This is a genomic window from Klebsiella sp. 141153 (genome assembly GCF_032601995.1).
GTDB classification, from domain to species: domain Bacteria; phylum Pseudomonadota; class Gammaproteobacteria; order Enterobacterales; family Enterobacteriaceae; genus Klebsiella; species Klebsiella aerogenes.
On record NZ_JAQIRJ010000009.1, the window covers coordinates 96,540 to 114,448 of the forward strand.

The 17,909-nt window shown below is 55.5% G+C and carries 20 protein-coding genes; 11 read left to right on the forward strand and 9 right to left on the reverse strand.

Annotated elements, in window-relative coordinates; all coding sequences use genetic code 11:
- Nucleotides 1-131 precede the first annotated feature (131 nt).
- Nucleotides 132-695 (forward strand): YagU family protein, encoded by a 564-nt coding sequence (locus PGS10_RS17670; protein WP_045393784.1) that lies wholly within the window; start codon nt 132-134, stop codon nt 693-695.
- Between the two features lie 81 nt (nt 696-776).
- Here PGS10_RS17670 and ychF read toward each other — a convergent pair whose 3' ends face one another.
- Both ychF and pth read right to left on the reverse strand, forming a co-directional pair.
- On the reverse strand, nt 777-1,868 hold the full coding sequence (gene ychF, locus PGS10_RS17675) for a redox-regulated ATPase YchF (RefSeq protein ID WP_015367117.1): 1,092 nt from the start codon (nt 1,866-1,868) through the stop codon (nt 777-779).
- A gap of 117 nt (nt 1,869-1,985) precedes the next feature.
- On the reverse strand, nt 1,986-2,570 hold the full coding sequence (gene pth / locus PGS10_RS17680) for an aminoacyl-tRNA hydrolase (protein ID WP_047046770.1): 585 nt from the start codon (nt 2,568-2,570) through the stop codon (nt 1,986-1,988).
- A gap of 271 nt (nt 2,571-2,841) precedes the next feature.
- On the opposite strand from pth, the gene ychH reads away from it, so the two are divergent.
- Nucleotides 2,842-3,117 (forward strand): stress-induced protein YchH, encoded by a 276-nt coding sequence (gene ychH, locus PGS10_RS17685; RefSeq protein WP_045393789.1) that lies wholly within the window; start codon nt 2,842-2,844, stop codon nt 3,115-3,117.
- Between the two features lie 43 nt (nt 3,118-3,160).
- On the opposite strand, the gene dauA is transcribed toward ychH, so the two are convergent.
- The 4 genes from dauA to lolB all read right to left on the reverse strand — a co-directional run bounded on the left by dauA (nt 3,161) and on the right by lolB (nt 7,571).
- A complete protein-coding gene (gene dauA, locus PGS10_RS17690; protein ID WP_072047995.1) occupies nt 3,161-4,852 on the reverse strand; it encodes a C4-dicarboxylic acid transporter DauA in 1,692 nt (563 codons plus the stop codon).
- A 124-nt stretch (nt 4,853-4,976) separates the two neighbouring features.
- Nucleotides 4,977-5,924, reverse strand: a complete 948-nt coding sequence (gene prs / locus PGS10_RS17695; RefSeq protein WP_015367113.1) for a ribose-phosphate diphosphokinase — start codon at nt 5,922-5,924, stop codon at nt 4,977-4,979.
- Between the two features lie 181 nt (nt 5,925-6,105).
- Nucleotides 6,106-6,957, reverse strand: coding sequence for a 4-(cytidine 5'-diphospho)-2-C-methyl-D-erythritol kinase (ispE, locus tag PGS10_RS17700; protein ID WP_165430693.1), 852 nt, complete (start codon nt 6,955-6,957; stop codon nt 6,106-6,108).
- Nucleotides 6,957-7,571, reverse strand: coding sequence for a lipoprotein insertase outer membrane protein LolB (gene lolB / locus PGS10_RS17705; protein WP_045393797.1), 615 nt, complete (start codon nt 7,569-7,571; stop codon nt 6,957-6,959). The genes ispE and lolB overlap by 1 nt, the downstream gene beginning before the upstream one ends.
- A gap of 271 nt (nt 7,572-7,842) precedes the next feature.
- On the opposite strand from lolB, the gene hemA reads away from it, so the two are divergent.
- Genes hemA through kdsA form a run of 6 tightly spaced genes read left to right on the forward strand, consistent with a single transcriptional unit; the run spans nt 7,843 to nt 13,172 of the window.
- Entirely contained in the window at nt 7,843-9,099 is a 1,257-nt protein-coding gene (gene hemA, locus PGS10_RS17710; RefSeq protein ID WP_015367110.1) for a glutamyl-tRNA reductase, read from the forward strand.
- A gap of 40 nt (nt 9,100-9,139) precedes the next feature.
- Nucleotides 9,140-10,222: a peptide chain release factor 1 gene (gene prfA, locus PGS10_RS17715; RefSeq protein WP_015367109.1), complete on the forward strand. Its 1,083-nt coding sequence runs from the start codon at nt 9,140-9,142 to the stop codon at nt 10,220-10,222.
- The gene (gene prmC, locus PGS10_RS17720) at nt 10,222-11,073 is read left to right on the forward strand and encodes a peptide chain release factor N(5)-glutamine methyltransferase (RefSeq protein WP_316423337.1); all 852 of its coding nucleotides are present in this window, start codon (nt 10,222-10,224) and stop codon (nt 11,071-11,073) included. Before prfA ends, prmC begins: the two co-directional genes overlap by 1 nt.
- Nucleotides 11,070-11,462 (forward strand): invasion regulator SirB2, encoded by a 393-nt coding sequence (sirB2, locus tag PGS10_RS17725; protein ID WP_015367107.1) that lies wholly within the window; start codon nt 11,070-11,072, stop codon nt 11,460-11,462. The genes prmC and sirB2 overlap by 4 nt, the downstream gene beginning before the upstream one ends.
- 3 nt (nt 11,463-11,465) lie before the next feature.
- Nucleotides 11,466-12,278 (forward strand): invasion regulator SirB1, encoded by an 813-nt coding sequence (gene sirB1, locus PGS10_RS17730; RefSeq protein ID WP_045393803.1) that lies wholly within the window; start codon nt 11,466-11,468, stop codon nt 12,276-12,278.
- A gap of 39 nt (nt 12,279-12,317) precedes the next feature.
- Nucleotides 12,318-13,172, forward strand: coding sequence for a 3-deoxy-8-phosphooctulonate synthase (gene kdsA / locus PGS10_RS17735; protein ID WP_015367105.1), 855 nt, complete (start codon nt 12,318-12,320; stop codon nt 13,170-13,172).
- 77 nt (nt 13,173-13,249) lie between these two features.
- On the opposite strand, the gene chaA is transcribed toward kdsA, so the two are convergent.
- Nucleotides 13,250-14,350, reverse strand: coding sequence for a sodium-potassium/proton antiporter ChaA (chaA, locus tag PGS10_RS17740; RefSeq protein WP_015367104.1), 1,101 nt, complete (start codon nt 14,348-14,350; stop codon nt 13,250-13,252).
- A 265-nt stretch (nt 14,351-14,615) separates the two neighbouring features.
- Here chaA and chaB point away from each other — a divergent pair, with 265 nt between their 5' ends.
- Both chaB and PGS10_RS17750 read left to right on the forward strand, forming a co-directional pair.
- Nucleotides 14,616-14,846, forward strand: coding sequence for a putative cation transport regulator ChaB (chaB, locus tag PGS10_RS17745; protein WP_015367102.1), 231 nt, complete (start codon nt 14,616-14,618; stop codon nt 14,844-14,846).
- 148 nt (nt 14,847-14,994) lie between these two features.
- Entirely contained in the window at nt 14,995-15,675 is a 681-nt protein-coding gene (locus PGS10_RS17750) for a gamma-glutamylcyclotransferase (RefSeq protein WP_015705085.1), read from the forward strand.
- 29 nt (nt 15,676-15,704) lie between these two features.
- Here the strand turns inward: PGS10_RS17750 and PGS10_RS17755 are convergent, their stop codons facing one another.
- Together PGS10_RS17755 and PGS10_RS17760 are read right to left on the reverse strand one after the other, a co-directional pair.
- Nucleotides 15,705-15,947, reverse strand: coding sequence for a DUF1883 domain-containing protein (locus PGS10_RS17755; protein ID WP_015705086.1), 243 nt, complete (start codon nt 15,945-15,947; stop codon nt 15,705-15,707).
- A gap of 227 nt (nt 15,948-16,174) precedes the next feature.
- Entirely contained in the window at nt 16,175-16,528 is a 354-nt protein-coding gene (locus PGS10_RS17760; RefSeq protein WP_047046759.1) for a DsrE/DsrF/TusD sulfur relay family protein, read from the reverse strand.
- 66 nt (nt 16,529-16,594) lie between these two features.
- On the opposite strand from PGS10_RS17760, the gene nasR reads away from it, so the two are divergent.
- Nucleotides 16,595-17,791, forward strand: coding sequence for a nitrate regulatory protein NasR (nasR, locus tag PGS10_RS17765; RefSeq protein WP_047046757.1), 1,197 nt, complete (start codon nt 16,595-16,597; stop codon nt 17,789-17,791).
- Nucleotides 17,792-17,909: the final 118 nt, after the last annotated feature.

Sequence of the window (17,909 nt, forward strand, 5' to 3'; positions counted from 1 at the left end):
CTCCGCGATGATATAAAAGTATTAGCTTTGTTTATCTTTTGAACAAAAAGTGTGATCTTGATCAAGCCATACCCGCGCAGACTTAAAGAATATTGCAATGCTGTAACAATATTATTCATGGCGAGGGATTTATGGCAATTAAGGATTTTTTTGTACAGACTGCACCTGGTCGGCGTCGCTATGGCGTCGCATTATTGGTTGGGGTTATTGCCGGAATTATGTCGGCATTCGTTAAGTGGGGGGCGGAAGTGCCTCTGCCGCCGCGAACATTTTCCGGCGGGCGTGATGAATTCAACCCTCCTTATCTCTTTCTACGCGACTATCTTGGTATTGACCCAACGCATACCGTTTACACCTTTTCTGAGCATATCATCAACCCGGTGATGGTCACGCATATCATCTTCTCGTTGGTGTTTGCGATTGGCTATTGCGTGGTGGCGGAGATATTCCCAAAAGTTAAATTATGGCAGGGCGTGTGGGCAGGCATTGTCGCCACCATTGCGGTTCACTGGATATCTTTCCCGCTATTAGGACTTACGCCGTCGTTATTCAATATTCCGGCTGATGAATATATTTCCGAACTGCTTGGCCATATTTTTTGGTTCTGGGCAATTGAGATGATTCGTCGCGATCTGCGTAACCGAATCACCCATGAGCCTGACGCAGAAATTCCTTTAGATGCGCCGTTCAGATAATTTAAAGCCTCGCGAGTGATAAAACTCGCGAGGCTTTAAAATGAAAAATCCGCGCCGGGGCGCGGATTTTATCGGCAGGGATTAGACGTTGAACAAGAAGTTCATCACGTCGCCATCTTTAACGATGTAGTCTTTGCCTTCCGCACGCATTTTACCGGCTTCTTTCGCGCCTTGTTCACCTTTGTAAGCAATGAAGTCTTCATAGGCGATGGTCTGGGCGCGGATAAAGCCTTTTTCGAAGTCGGTGTGGATTTTACCGGCGGCCTGCGGCGCGGTCGCGCCAACCGGAATAGTCCATGCGCGAACTTCTTTCACGCCAGCGGTGAAGTAGGTCTGCAGGTTCAGCAGAGCGTAGCCTGCGCGGATCACGCGGTTCAGGCCCGGCTCTTCCAGGCCCAGCTCGGCCATAAACTCGTCGCGCTCTTCGTCGTCCAGTTCGGCAATGTCGGATTCAACGGCAGCGCAAACCGGAACCACTACGGAACCTTCTTGCTCAGCGATAGCGCGAACCTGGTCGAGATACGGGTTATTTTCAAAACCGTCTTCGTTAACGTTGGCGATATACATGGTTGGCTTCAGGGTCAGGAAGCTCAGATAGCGGATGGCGTCTTTCTCTTCTTTGCTCAGATCCAGCGCGCGCAGCATGCCCGCTTTTTCCAGCTGCGGCAGGCATTTTTCCAGCGCGGCCAGCTCAATCTTAGCGTCTTTATCGCCGCCTTTGGCTTTCTTGGACACGCGGTGGATAGCGCGTTCGCAGGTATCGAGGTCAGACAGCGCCAGCTCGGTGTTGATAACGTCAATATCTTCCGCCGGATCGACTTTACCCGCGACGTGGATAATGTTGTCGTTTTCAAAGCAACGCACTACGTGGCCGATGGCTTCGGTTTCACGGATATTGGTCAGGAACTGGTTGCCCAGCCCTTCGCCTTTGGACGCGCCTTTAACCAGACCGGCGATATCAACGAATTCCATGGTCGTCGGCAGGATACGCTGCGGCTTGACGATCTCAGCCAGTTTGTCCAGACGCGGATCGGGCATCGGTACGACACCGGTGTTCGGCTCAATGGTACAGAACGGGAAGTTGGCCGCTTCAATACCTGCTTTGGTGAGCGCATTGAACAGGGTGGATTTGCCGACGTTGGGCAAACCGACGATACCGCATTTGAATCCCATGATTTAAATCACCTTAATCTTTGGATAATCAGTCAGTTATGAATAACAGACTGTAGAAAAGTAAATAGCTTTGCCTATTATACACGGTGTGCGGCAAAAATTCCGCACGTCGACCGTTTATTGCGCTTTAAAGGCGTGTAAACGGTTAGTCGCTTTGGTTAAACCGTCTTTCAGCCACACCTCGGTACAGCGCGCCGCTTCATCAACCGCTTCGTCAATTAGCTTCTGTTCGCTGACCGGCGGTTTACCCAGCACAAAACCGACAACTTTGTTTTTGTCGCCCGGATGACCGATTCCGACGCGTAAGCGGTGAAAGTTCGGGTTATTGCCCAGCTTACTGATAATGTCCTTCAGGCCATTATGGCCGCCGTGTCCGCCGCCGAGTTTAAATTTAGCGACGCCGGGTGGTAAATCGAGCTCGTCGTGAGCGACCAGAATTTCATCCGGATTAATACGGTAAAAGGTAGCCATCGCGGCCACCGCTTTACCGCTAAGATTCATAAAGGTGGTCGGCACCAGCAGGCGCACGTCTTCCCCCGCCAGGTTGAGGCGCGAGGTATAGCCGAAGAATTTGCTCTCTTCGCGCAGCGGCGCGCGGTGGCGCTCCGCCAGTAAATCTACGTACCAGGCGCCAGCGTTATGGCGCGTTGCCGCGTATTCCGCGCCGGGGTTAGCCAGGCCGACAATCAGTTTTATCGTCACTTTTTATTCCTGCATGGGTCGTTCTTTGCCGCGTAGTGTACTGCCTGCGTCGGCGCTTGACAAAATTCTGCCGACGAAACGGTATCATTGTTGATAATTTCTTCTTTGAACCATTAGAATTTGATGTTGTTCAGTGGCTTATTTGTAAACTTTTGTTGATCAGATGTTCCCGAATGTGATCACTCACGCAATCAGGCTTATCCCCATTGTCTATACTTAACCTATAAATTTTGGGGATATTCCCATGCAGCCCAAGGTCCGGAGGTGACATATGAAACGCAGAAACGCTTCGTTACTCGGTAACATACTGATGGGTTTAGGGTTGGTTGTGATGGTGGTCGGCGTTGGTTACTCTATTTTAAACCAGCTTCCACAGCTTAACCTGCCGCAATTTTTTGCTCATGGCGCGGTGTTGAGTATCTTCGTCGGCGCCGTTTTGTGGCTGGCGGGCGCTCGCGTAGGCGGTCATGAAAGAGTCACCGACCGCTATTGGTGGGTTCGCCATTACGATAAACGCTGCCGTCGCGATCCGCACCGTCACAGCTAACGGAATTCAGCTCGCCGGATAGCCCTTCCGGCGAGCCTCTCATTTATTGCCCTAATTCTATATCCGCCAGCGCCGCATTGCGGTCCGGATAGAAGCTTAGTCGTCCTGGAATCGGCTGGACGCCTGCGCGCGCCAGGGTACGCAGCGGCTGGAATTCGAGATTCGATACCCGCAGCTCGCAGCCTTCCGGCAGGCGTTTCACGAAGCGCAGGAACGCGTCAAGACCACCGGCATCCAGCACCGGTACCGCATCCCACTTCAGCACCACTACGCGTTTGCCTTCAATCCGGCTTTCCAAATCGGTAAATAGTCCTTCCGCCGCGGCGAAAAACAGCGGGCCGATAACTCGCAGTACCAGAACATCATCCGGTACTTCAACGTTCACCGGCGCAAGGCGCGTCATGCGCGCGATGCGGCGCATAAACAGCAGCGAAGCCAGCACGATCCCGACGCTAATGGCGATGACCATATCGAACAGTACGGTCAACGACATGCACATCAACAGCACGACGATGTCGTCTTTGGGCCCGTGGCGTAGCAGGTTAATCACCTTATGCGCTTCGCTCATGTTCCACGCTACCATCAGCAGCAGGGCGGCCATCGCCGACAGCGGCAGCCATGAGAGCAGCGGGGCGAGGATTAACAGCGCAAGGATCACCAGCAGGGCATGGATCACCGCGGAAATTGGCGAGGTCGCGCCGGCGCGCACGTTAGCCGCGGAGCGGGCAATCGCCGCGGTGGCGGTTATCCCGCCAAAGAATGGCGCGACGATATTGCCAAGGCCCTGGCCTACCAGCTCGCTGTTAGCTTTGTGTTTGGTGCCGGTCATACCGTCGAGCACCACTGCGCAGAGCAGTGATTCAATGGCGCCAAGCATCGCCATAGAGAAGGCGGCAGGCAGCAGCGCGCGCAGCGACGACCAGCTCAGGGTAAACTCCGAGCCCGGCATATCCCACGGCAGCACCAGTTGCGGCAGCAGCTGCGGGATACCGTTGCCCTGGCTGCCGTCGGCGAGTACATAGTGGAACTGCGAGCCGATGGTCGCTACATGCCCGCCGAGTAAATTAACGATGCCCATCACCGCACAGCCCGCCAGCAGCGCCGGCAGATGCCCCGGCAGGCGGATCCCCAGGCGCGGCCAGAAAATCAGGATACCCAGCGTTACGATACCGATGGCGGCATCGCCAACGTTAATTGTCGGCAGCGCCATCACCAGCGCGCCGACTTTCTGCAGATAGTGCTCCGGGACGTGCGCCATCTGCAGACCAAGGAAATCTTTAATTTGCATGGTACCGATAGTGATGCCGATACCGGAGGTAAAGCCAAGGGTGACTGAAAGCGGGATATATTCTATCAGGCGGCCAAAGCGGGCGAGGCCGAAAAGGATTAAGAAGATACCCGACATTAGCGTCGCCACCAGCAGGCCGGCCAGGCCAAACTGCTGTGACACTGGATAGAGGATCACCACGAAGGCCGCGGTTGGGCCGGAAACGCTAAAGCGTGAACCGCCGGTCAGGGCAATGACTATTCCCGCCACCGCCGAGGTGTATAGCCCATATTGCGGCGCGACGCCGCTGCCAATTGCTAACGCCATCGCCAGTGGGATTGCGATAATCCCGACGGTTATCCCGGCAATCAGATCGCGGGTAAAGCGCGATGCGGTATATTTTTCTTTCCAGCAAGCGTCGATGAGGGCGCGGAAAGGCATCACATGTGAGGAAAATAATCTATTCACAATAATGTTTCATCCATGAGCGCATCATCTGTCAACTGAATGGCAGGTGAAGGAGGCATTAGTCATACAAATATGAACCAGAGACAAAAAAACCCGCCGCAGCGGGTTTTTCGGCTGGGCTCGATTAGTGCTCGAACATAGCAGAAATGGATTCTTCGTTGCTGATACGACGAATCGCTTCGGCCAGCATACCAGACAGGGTCAGGGTACGGACTTTGTCCAGCGCTTTGATTTCCGGCGTCAGCGGAATGGTATCGCAGACGACGAATTCATCAATCACAGAGTTTTTAATGTTCTGGATAGCATTGCCGGAGAAGATCGGGTGAGTCGCGTAGGCGAAGACACGTTTCGCACCGCGCTCTTTCAGCGCTTCCGCTGCTTTACACAGGGTGCCGCCGGTATCGATCATGTCATCAACCATCACGCAGTCACGGCCAGCGACGTCGCCAATGATATGCATCACCTGAGAGACGTTAGCGCGCGGGCGGCGTTTATCGATGATCGCCATGTCGGTGTCGTTCAGCAGCTTCGCGATAGCGCGAGCGCGAACCACGCCGCCGATGTCCGGAGAAACCACGATCGGGTTGTCCAGATTCAGCTGCAGCATATCTTCGAGCAGAATTGGGCTACCGAATACGTTATCAACAGGAACATCAAAGAAGCCCTGAATCTGTTCAGCGTGCAGGTCAACGGTCAGTACGCGGTCAACGCCGACACTGGACAGGAAGTCAGCGACGACTTTAGCGGTGATTGGCACACGAGCGGAACGTACGCGACGGTCCTGGCGGGCATAGCCGAAGTAAGGGATAACAGCGGTGATACGGCCTGCAGAAGCGCGACGCAGGGCATCAACCATAACAACCAATTCCATCAGGTTGTCATTGGTGGGAGCACAAGTGGACTGGATGATGAAAATATCACCACCGCGTACGTTTTCGTTGATTTGTACGCTGACTTCGCCGTCGCTAAAACGACCTACAGCGGCGTCGCCAAGAGAAGTGTACAGGCGGTTGGCAATACGTTGTGCTAGTTCCGGGGTGGCGTTACCAGCAAAAAGCTTCATATCAGGCACGAGAAGAACCTCAGGCATGCGTCCAGTGGTGGATGAAACGGGCCATTAAACTGTGCGGGCCGGCACCATCTCATCCAGGCGGTGTATTAAAGAGCACGATGCAACGTCTGGAACAGGGTGACGTTGTCACCGATACTCTGTTTGCCCGGCAAACTTGCCGTTATTCATGCAAAATGCAGAATTACTTCAGTAGGGCTTGCTTCAGCGGCGAGACATTAATTCCTCGCGCAACAAAGCCTTGCAGCCATTCCGGGGCTTTTTCCAGCACCTGACGAGCGGCGGATTCGGTGTCAAATTCAGCAAAGACACAGGCTCCTGTGCCAGTCAGGCGCGACGGCGCGTATTCTAACAGCCAGGAAAGCGTTGCATCAACCTCACGAAAACGTTTTCTTGCGATAACCTCGCAATCGTTGCCGAATTCACAGTTTAGTAAGGTATTAATTGACCTGCTCGGGGTATTTCGTGGTAACTCCGGATCGCGAAAAATGATCGGCGTCGGGATACTCACGCCCGGGTGGGCGACCAGATACCATTTTTCCGGCGGATTCACCGGGGTGAGGATTTCGCCAACCCCTTCGGCAAACGCCGCGTGACCGCGAACGAAAACCGGGACATCGGCGCCGAGCTGTAGCCCAAGCGTCGCCAGTTGGTCTTCGCTAAGCCCGCAGCCCCACAGATGATTGAGGGCTACCAGCACCGTCGCGGCGTTAGAAGAGCCGCCGCCTAAGCCGCCGCCCATCGGCAGGCGTTTGTCGATGCTGATATCCGCGCCGCTGCCAGCGGGAAGTTGACCGTGAGACTCCGCAGCTGCCATCAGCAGCCTGGCGGCGCGAATAATCAGGTTCTCTTCATCCGGCACGCCGGCGACCGGCGTTAACAGCCGCAGTTTCCCGTCGCGGCGTGGTTCAATGGTCAGCGTGTCGCCATAGTCGAGAAACTGAAACAGCGTCTGCAGCGTGTGATATCCATCGGCGCGCTGGCCGGTGATATACAAAAACAGATTCAATTTTGCAGGTGCGGGCCAGCGACTCATCATTTCACAATCCAGTTATCCATTTTCAGCTTGATGCGCTGGCTGCCATTGTTGAGTTCCATATTAGACGGCAGGGTGGGTTTGGTGTCGCTGGTATAGCCGCTGTAGGTCACGTGCCAGGTTTTGCCGTTCTGCGTGTAGTTGAGTTCGCGCAGGCGGTACTGGTCATCCAGCGCATAGTCGGTGGCGTCGCCCGGCAGGCCGATAATCCACTGACGCAGGCTGTTAAGCGGGATCGGCATGCCGGTCAGGCGGCCAATCATCTCTTCGGCATCGGTAGCGTTATAGGTCTGGCCTTTGTTATCGATCAACTGGACGCCGCCCGGCTGCGCGGTCAAAGACAGTTCGGTGCTGCCAAGCGGGTTGGTCAGCAGCAGGCGGTAGCGGTCCTGGCCGGTTTGTTGCCAGAAGAAACGGGCATACACTTTCTGCTCATCGGACAGATAGGCGAACGCCCCGCGGGTCTGGAACTGGTTAAGGTTGCGGACATCCTGCTGGTGCTGGCGCCACTGCGGGGAGTCCGGGCTTTTACCTGGCCCTTGCGGCGGAGTATTGATTGCACAGGCGGTCAGAACGAGGCTTGCCAACGGCAGCAGGCGGAACAGTCGATTCATAATGATGACAAATCCTTGATGTCTACAGTGAAATGCGGCGACTGATAGTTCGCACACCGATTTGTGTAGCGGGTTGCAATAATAACCCTTAATGCTAGCGTCGCTGGCCGATAGCGTCTACGTTCAAGTTGTCTGAAATCAAAAAATTACCGTTAGTGGCTTTTAAGCCCTGACTATTACTCCAAAAGGGGGGCGTCTCTTTTATTGAGTACGCGCATCCTGTATGATGCGCTCAGACTAACCTTAGCAACGCTGGTACTATTCCCTCACCATGACCCTTTTAGCTCTTGGCATCAACCACAAAACAGCTCCGGTAGCGCTGCGAGAACGCGTAACGTTTTCGCCGGATACGCTCGACAAGGCGCTGGAGAGCTTGCTGGCTCAGCCGATGGTGCAGGGCGGGGTGGTGCTATCAACCTGTAATCGCACGGAGCTGTATCTCAGCGTTGAAGAGCAGGACAACCTGCAGGAAGCGCTGATTCGCTGGCTATGCGACTTCCACGGCCTGAATGAAGAAGACCTACGTAAAAGTCTTTATTGGCATCAGGATAACGACGCCGTCAGCCATCTGATGCGCGTCGCCAGTGGCCTGGATTCGCTGGTGCTTGGCGAGCCGCAAATCCTCGGACAGGTGAAAAAAGCATTTGCTGATTCCAGCCGCGGTCATCTGAACGTCAGCGAACTGGAGCGCATGTTCCAGAAATCGTTCTCGGTGGCTAAGCGCGTGCGTACCGAAACCGATATCGGCGCCAGCGCCGTTTCCGTTGCCTTCGCCGCCTGTACGCTGGCGCGACAAATTTTTGAATCGCTCTCCAGCGTCACGGTGTTACTGGTTGGCGCGGGGGAAACTATCGAACTGGTCGCCCGCCATCTTCGCGAACATAACGTTCGCAAAATGGTGATTGCCAACCGCACCCGTGAACGCGCCCAGGCGCTGGCGGATGAAGTCGGCGCGGAAGTTATCGCCCTCAGCGATATCGACGAGCGCTTAAAAGACGCCGATATTATTATCAGTTCTACCGCCAGCCCGCTGCCGATTATCGGCAAAGGGATGGTCGAGCGCGCGCTGAAGGCGCGCCGCAATCAGCCGATGCTGCTGGTGGATATCGCGGTGCCCCGCGACGTCGAGCCGGAAGTCGGCAAGCTGGCCAACGCCTATCTGTACAGCGTTGATGACCTGCAAAATATCATTCAGCACAATCTGGCGCAGCGTAAGGCCGCGGCGGTGCAGGCGGAATCGATCGTCGAGCAGGAAACCAGCGAATTTATGGCCTGGCTGCGCGCCCAAAGCGCCAGCGAGACTATCCGCGAATATCGTTCCCAATCCGAGCAGGTTCGCGAGGAGCTGACGGCGAAAGCGCTTGCCGCGCTGGAGCAGGGCGGCGATGCGCAGGAAATCATGCAAGATCTGGCCCGTAAGCTGACCAATCGCCTGATCCACGCTCCAACCAAATCTCTTCAGCAGGCTGCCCGTGACGGGGATGATGAACGCCTGCATATTCTGCGCAACAGCCTCGGGCTGGAATAGCGCACATTTCTCTATTTAAAGACAGGGTGAATTCACGCCTATGAAGCCTTCTATTGTTGCTAAACTGGAAGCTCTGTACGAACGCCATGAAGAAGTTCAGGCGCTGCTTGGCGACGCCGCCACCATTGCCGACCAGGACCGTTTCCGCGCGCTGTCGCGCGAATATGCGCAGCTTGGCGATGTCGCCCGCTGCTATACCGACTGGCGCCAGGTGCAGGACGATATCGAAACCGCGCAGATGATGCTCGACGATCCGGAAATGCGCGAAATGGCGCAGGAAGAGCTGCGCGATGCCAAAGAAAAAAGCGAAGCGCTGGAGCAGCAGCTGCAAGTTCTGTTATTGCCGAAAGATCCTGACGATGAACGTAACGCTTTTGTCGAAGTTCGCGCCGGTACCGGCGGCGATGAAGCGGCGCTGTTCGCCGGCGATTTGTTCCGCATGTATACCCGCTACGCTGAAGCCCGCCGCTGGCGGGTAGAAATCATGAGCGCCAACGAAGGCGAGCATGGCGGATTTAAAGAGGTGATTGCCAAAATCAGCGGCGATGGCGTCTATGGGCGGCTGAAATTTGAATCCGGCGGCCATCGCGTCCAGCGCGTTCCGGCGACCGAATCCCAGGGGCGTATCCACACCTCCGCCTGTACCGTGGCGGTGATGCCGGAGCTGCCGGAAGCCGAAATGCCGGATATCAACCCGGCTGACCTGCGCATCGATACCTTCCGCTCCTCGGGCGCGGGCGGCCAGCACGTCAACACCACCGACTCCGCTATCCGTATTACCCACTTGCCGACCGGTATTGTCGTGGAGTGTCAGGACGAGCGTTCACAGCATAAAAACAAAGCCAAGGCGCTGTCGGTGCTGGGTGCGCGTATTCGCGCCGCCGAAGTCGCCAAGCGTCAGCAGGCGGAAGCGTCTACCCGCCGTAACCTGCTGGGCAGCGGCGATCGCAGCGATCGCAACCGGACCTACAACTTCCCGCAGGGGCGCGTGACCGACCACCGTATCAACCTGACCCTTTACCGTCTGGATGAAACCATGGAAGGCAAACTGGATATGCTGATCGAACCGATTGTGCAGGAATTCCAGGCTGACCAGCTGGCGGCGCTTTCCGAGCAGGAATGATGACCTTTCGACAGTGGCTCACTCAGGCGATAGCCCGGCTCGGCGCGAGCGACAGCCCGCGTCGCGACGCCGAGATCTTACTGGGGCACGTCACCGGCAAAGCGCGAACCTGGATCCTCGCTTTTGACGAAACCCTATTGACGGCGGAACAGTTGGCGGAACTGGAAGCATTGCTGGCGCGCCGCGCCAACGGCGAGCCGGTGGCTCATCTGGTGGGGCAGCGCGAGTTCTGGTCGCTGCCGCTGTTTGTCTCGCCGGCGACGTTGATCCCGCGCCCCGATACCGAATGCCTGGTCGAGCAGGCGTTGGTACGCCTGCCGCAGACGGCCTGCCGCATCCTGGATCTTGGCACCGGCACCGGCGCTATCGCTCTGGCGCTGGCCAGCGAGCGGGCGGACTGCGAGATTATTGCCGTTGATTTTATGCCTGACGCCGCGGCGCTCGCCGCGCGCAATGCCGCCCATCTCGCTCTCAACAACGTGACCGTCCTGCAGAGCGACTGGTTTAGCGCGCTCAAAGGGCAGCGGTTCGCGATGATTGTCAGTAACCCCCCTTATATCGATGAAACCGATCCGCATCTTGCTGAGGGCGATGTTCGCTTTGAACCGAGAACGGCATTGGTCGCCGCCGATCAGGGGCTGGCCGATTTGGCGCATATTATCCGTGAGGGACAACAGTATTTGTTGCCTGGAGGTTTTATGCTACTGGAACATGGCTGGAAGCAGGGTGAGGCGGTACGCGCATTATTTATTGAAGCAGGATACAGCGATGTCGAGACCTGCCGCGATTATGGCGATAACGAACGTCTGACACTCGGGCGTTGGCCGCACAAGGAGCAAACCGGCGAATGAATTTATTTACTGCAGTACTCTATTTACATATTGCCTGCGTGGTGACATCCGTCGGGCTTTTCGTGCTGCGTTACTGGTGGACCTACAGCGGCAGCGCGATGCTGAATCAGCGCTGGGTGCGTATTGCGCCGCATTGTAGCGATACGCTGCTGTTCCTCAGCGGCGCGGGATTAATGGCGATAACGCACTATCTGCCGTTTACTGAAGATGGCGCATGGCTGACTGAAAAGCTGTTTGGCGTTATCATTTACATCGCATTAGGATTTATCGCGCTGGGCCGACGTCGCCCGCGCCGCCAGCAGACCCGGTTCATCGCCTTTCTGCTGGCGCTGGTGGTGTTGTTCTTTATCGTTCAACTCGCCATCACAAGAATACCGTTACTGGGGTAAGGCATGAGGTCATTAGCTGATTTCGAATTTAACAAAGCGCCATTATGCGAAGGCATGGTCCTCATTTCTGAATTGATCCGCGACGACTTTCCGACGCACTTTGTGCAGGATGAGCTGCAGCGGTTGTTAACACTGGCGCAGGAAGAGATTGCCACCTCCTGGGATCAGGAGCGTCAGCTCGACCGGCTGCTGGAATTGTTCTATCACGAGTGGGGCTTCGGCGCATCGCAGGGCATCTACCGCCTGTCCGATGCGCTATGGCTGGATAAAGTGCTGGTGAATCGCCAGGGGAGCGCCGTGTCGCTGGGAGCGATTCTGTTGTGGATTGCTCAGCGTCTGGATCTGCCGGTGGTGCCGGTTATCTTCCCGACGCAGATGCTGCTGCGCGCTGACCCGGACACCAGCGAAGAGATGTGGCTAATTAACCCATTCAACGGCGAGACGCTCGATGAACACACCCTGGAAGTGTGGCTGAAGGGGAATATTAGCCCGGTGGCGGAGCTGTTTAATGAAGATCTCGATGAGGCCGACAACGCCGAAGTGATCCGCAAACTGCTCGATACGCTGAAATCGGCGCTGATGGAAGAGCGGCAGATGGAGCTGGCCCTACGCGCCAGCGAAGCGCTGCTGCAGTTTAATCCAGAAGACCCGTATGAAATTCGCGACCGCGGGCTCATCTACGCCCAACTGGAGTGCGATCACGTGGCGCTGCTGGATCTCAATTATTTCGTTGAGCAGTGTCCGGAGGATCCGATTAGCGAGATGATCCGCGCGCAGATCAACACGATTTCACATAAACAAATTACATTGCATTAGTCTGGAACCATTCCGGTTACACCCTGATAAGGCGATCTTATGAAACAAAAAGTGGTTAGCATTGGTGATATCAACGTAGCAAATGACCTGCCGTTCGTGCTGTTTGGCGGAATGAACGTGCTGGAGTCCCGCGATCTTGCGATGCGTATCTGCGAACATTATGTGACCGTCACGCAAAAGCTGGGCATTCCGTATGTGTTCAAAGCCTCTTTTGATAAAGCCAACCGTTCTTCCATCCACTCCTATCGTGGGCCGGGTCTGGAAGAAGGGATGAAGATTTTCCAGGAGCTGAAGCAGACTTTCGGCGTGAAAATCATCACTGACGTCCACGAAGCCAGCCAGGCGCAGCCGGTGGCCGACGTGGTTGATGTGATCCAGCTGCCGGCGTTCCTCGCGCGTCAGACTGATCTGGTGGAAGCGATGGCCAAAACCGGCGCTGTTATCAACGTCAAGAAACCGCAATTCGTCAGCCCGGGCCAGATGGGCAACATCGTCGATAAGTTCATTGAAGGCGGTAACGACAAAGTGATCCTCTGCGATCGCGGCGCCAACTTCGGCTACGACAACCTGGTCGTAGATATGCTCGGCTTCGGCGTAATGAAGAAAGCGTCCAACAACTCGCCGGTTATCTTTGACGTAACCCACGCCCTGCAGTGCCGCGACCCGTTTGGCGCTGCCTCAGGCGGCCGCCGCGCTCAGGTGACGGAACTGGCCCGCGCCGGGATGGCGGTGGGTATCGCCGGTCTGTTCATTGAAGCGCACCCGGATCCGGACCACGCGAAATGTGACGGCCCGTCCGCGCTGCCGCTGGCTAAACTGGAACCGTTCCTGAAGCAAATGAAAGCAATCGACGATCTGGTGAAAAGCTTCGACGAGCTGGATACCAGCAACTAAGTTTCGTTGAGCAGTAAAAAAGCCTGCCGGTTTCGTCACCGACAGGCTTTTTTTTGGCATTATTGCTGATTACCCGGTCAGGCAAATATCGTCATCAGGTAGGCGGCGAACAGCGCCAGATGCGCCGCGCCGTTAAGGACATTGGTGCGCCCGGTTGAGAACGAAATATGGCACAGCACCAGCGACGCTACCATCACCACCATTTCCGGCGCGCCAAGGCCGAAGCGGAGTTCATTGCCGGTAAGGAAGGCGATAAGTGTAACGACAGGCACCGTCAGGGAAATCGTCGCCAGTACCGAACCAAAGAAGAGGTTCATCGCGCGCTGCACCTGGTTATTCAGTACCGCTTTCAAGGCGCCGAGTCCTTCCGGTGAGAGGATCAGCAGCGCCACCAGGAAGCCGGTAAAGGCGACAGGCGCGTTCATACTGGTCAACAGCGTTTCCAGCGGATTTGCGTTCATTTTGGTAACGGCGATAACCGCAACCAGGTGTACCAGTAACCAGGCCGTGTGCCAGCCGCTGCTGTGCGCCGATGGCTTACCGTGATGCGGGTCGTCATCGTCGCTGTCATCTTCATGCTCGTAGACAAACAGGCTCTGGTGTGTTTTGGTCTGAATGAGCAGAAATACGCCGTACATGGCGGCGGAAATCAGCGCCACCAGCAGCGCCTGGCCGGTGCTGAAGTTGGCGCCCGGCAACGCCATCGGGAATACCAGCACGATAATCGCCAGCGGGAAGAGGGCGATCAGGTACTGCTTGATACCAAACAAATTCATATACTGCGTGGCGAATTTACGCCCGCCCAGCAGTAATGAGAAACCGACCAGACCGCCGGTGACGATCATAATGATTGAATATAACGTATCGCGCATTAGCGTTGGCGCGGCGTCGCCGGTCGCCATTAATGCGGAAATCAGGCTCACTTCAAGAATGACCACTGACAGGCTCAAAATTAATGAACCATAGGGCTCGCCGAGGCGGTGAGCAAGGACGTCGGCGTGGCGAACCACGCTAAATGCGCTACTCAGAATCCCGACCAGCGCCAGAATATTAATCGCAACGACCACTGGTAGTGATTGACTGCTTCCCCAGAGAAACAGCACCACCAGTGCTAAAACCGGAAAAACGAGGGAGGTCTCCTTGTGGCGGGTCTTAACCGCCTCATGTGCATGTGTCATGAACCATCTCCATTTATGCAGGTGTTATAATTATAGATAACGTAAGTTAATAAAATAACAGACATTGATAGGTTTAATTTGTATTTTTACTTAAATTTACCACTCTTGCATAAGAAATGCGTTGGTCTGTCAAAAAGGGCTGTTACGTATGTTTTGTACATATTTTTCAGATAATTACTAAAATTCATTTCTCAATATTCCTGTGATTTGCCAACCCGGGAATTGTGTTCCAGACTTAGTTTTTATCCTGATTCTGGAGGTCATTATGCCTTACCGCAGTAAACAAGAGCTTCCCGATAGCGTTCAGCACGTCCTGCCGGAACACGCGCAGGAAATTTATAAAGAAGCTTTCAATAGCGCCTGGGATCAATATAAAGACAAAGCCGACCGTCGCGATGATGCCAGCCGTGAGGAGACGGCGCATAAAGTCGCCTGGGCGGCGGTTAAAAATGATTATCAAAAGGGCGATGACGACAAATGGCATAAGAAAAAGTAATCACTTTTGCGATCTAATTTTTTTTCAGACCCCTTGTCAACGCTCCGTTAATTGCTTATTGAGTAATAAAGCTGGATAATAATTCAGCAATATTCACGGATGGCACAGATTATCGCCGGGAAGCAGGCAGTGGCGGAGGTAGTAGAAAGTGTTAACTCGTGATTTCTTAATGAATGCGGATTGTAAGACGGCGTTTGGCGCGATTGAGGAATCGCTGCTGTGGTCGGCAGAGCAACGGGCAGCCTCGCTGGCGGCGACCCTGGCCTGTCGTCCGGACAACGGTTCGGTGTGGATTTTCGGCTATGGTTCGCTGATGTGGAACCCGGCGCTGGAATACAGCGAATCCTGCACCGGTACGCTGCCAGGTTGGCATCGCGCGTTTTGTCTGCGCCTGACCGCCGGTCGCGGTAGCGCGCATCAGCCGGGCAGGATGCTGGCGCTGAAGGAAGGCGGGCGCACCACCGGAGTAGCCTATCGTCTGCCGGATGAGACGCTGGAGCAAGAGCTGACGCTACTGTGGAAGCGAGAAATGATCACCGGCTGCTATTTGCCCACCTGGTGCCGTCTTGAGCTTGATGACGGGCGTACGGTGAATGCGCTGGTGTTTATCATGGATCCGCGCCATCCGCTGTATGAATCCGATACCAGCGCGCAAACCATCGCGCCGCTAATTGCCCGCGCCAGCGGGCCGCTCGGCACCAATGCCCAGTATCTCTTTTCGTTGGATCAGGAATTACGCAAGCTCGGCATGCGTGACGCCAGTCTTGACGATCTGATTATCCAGGTGCGGCATCTGGTCGGCGAGGCGAGCCAACCCGGGCTTGCATAAAAAACGCCCGGTCAGCCGGGCGTTGAGGTTCAGGCGGGAACGTAGCTAATGGAGTGCTCCAGCGACTGGCTATGGCTGTCGATCAGCACGTTCCAGGTACCGCTGTAGGGCACGGTGAGATAAGCGCTGTCCCTGTCCTGCACGCTAAAAATATCGGCGTGGCTGTCGCCGGCGGCCTTGGCGCTCATTAAGTGAATATGACAGCGCTCCGAACAGCGCACCACCAGCGTATCACCGCCGAATAACGTCAAACTTGCTTTTACCATTGCCATTTTCATACCCCGTTTCTGTCTCTGAATACATCAACCCGCGCGTGATATTGTTCACACTTTGCTCGTTGCATAACACCAAAGGGGGAGCGTGTGGATGATGATTTCGATCAACAAAATGAATAACGATTAAACAAAAATGACAATCTTCCTGAAAGCGTTCAGCTGGCGTACTTTTGCATCAGCAATAGCCACCAGCCTGACATTTAATCCTGTTAATGGCGATTAATTCAGAAGGTCAGCACTTTATCCGCCGCCAGCGTCCACTGCGCCAGCTCGACCAGGGTTCCCACTTCCACGCCATCTACTAATGGCAAATGGGTGATCCCGCGTCCGTCCGTGCAGGTTTTGCAGAGTTTTACCGGCACATTCTGCGCGGTGAGGATCTCCAGCATCTGCTGAATGTTATAGCCTTCCGCCGGTTTCTGTCCGCGCAGCCCGGCGGTCACCGCATCGGACATTAAAAACAGCTTCAGATCGAGGTCTGAATTCTGCTCGCGCAGGGCGATAGCCAGACGCAGGCTATTAAACAGGGATTCGCTGCCGTAGGCGGCGCCGTTGGCGACAATCACAATACGTTGCATAAAGACTCCTTTTATCAGGCACGGTTATTGCTTAGCTTTACCTAAAGACGTAATTCGGGAGGGGGTATGAATAATACGACCGGCATGACGCCTGAAGCAATCGGCTGGTTTCATTATGCGCGCCAACTACAAAAACAGCAGCTCCGCCAGCTAACGCAGCAAGGGACGCTGGCGAGCGAAATAAGTGGGTTGGTTCATATGCTGCAGTGCGAGCGCGGTGCCTCCAATATGTGGCTCTCTTCCGATGGCCGCTTGTATGACGCCGAGCGTCGGGCTGGCGGGGCGCTGGTGGACGCGCGCTTAAGTGCTTTTTATGCTGCGCTGCAACCGGCGCGGGAATCCGCCAGCAGCGCGCTGTGTTGGCGAATAGCCAGCGCGGTGTGGTATCTGGCGCAGCTTCCGGCGCTGCGGACGGCGGTGCAAGGCCGCGCGGTGGACGCTCAGGAGGCCACTCAGCGTTTTAGCCGTATTATTCGCCATATATTGAATATTGTGCCGCAGTTGAATGACAGCATTGACGATCCGCAGATCGCCGGGCGTATGGTCGCCCTGTACAGCTTTATGCAGGGTAAAGAGCTGGCGGGCCAGGAGCGCGCGCTGGGAGCGTTGGGCTTCGCGCGCGGCCAATTTAACGGCGAGCTCCGTCAGCTACTGGTTGACCGCATTGACGGTCAGCAGCCCTGTTTTGACAGCTTTCAGGCACTTTCCGGTCTGCCACGGACGCTTGAGCTGATGCAGGGTTGCGAAGCCGGGCGCGAGATAGAGCAACTGCGGCGCATCGCCTGTACCCGCCAGCCCTCGGCGGACGAAGGGGCCGCGGCGCACCGCTGGTTTAGTCTGCAAACTGAACGGATTGAGCAGATGCGCGGTCTGGAGGAGGCGTTGATTGCCGATCTGCTCAGCGCGACCCGGCAGTTGCTAGAACGTGGAGAAGACGATATGCCGCCGCTGCAATGGCCTGAAGAAGAGTGCGGCGATAGCCTGACTTTGCGCCTGGATAAGCAGCTTCTGCCGCTGGTCCGCCAGCAGGCGTGGGAACTTGAGCAACTTTCCGGCCAACTGGCTTCACTGAAAGCGACGCTTGAGGAGCGCAAGATTATTGATAAGGCGAAAGCGCTGCTGATAAGCCATCAAGGGATGCAAGAAGAACAAGCCTGGCAGGCGCTGCGTAAAATGGCGATGGATAAGAACCAGCGGATGGTTGAAATCGCTCGCGCGTTGCTGACGGTGAAAGCTCTGCTGCCGGACTCATCGTCAAATTGAATGCACAATCAGCGAGCAGGGTTGCCTGACGATGGTGCAATAGTTTACGCGGCGGAGCGGTAAAACGACGCCTGGCGGGCAATGATAAATTGGCATCTGCTTTGCATTACTGAACTTG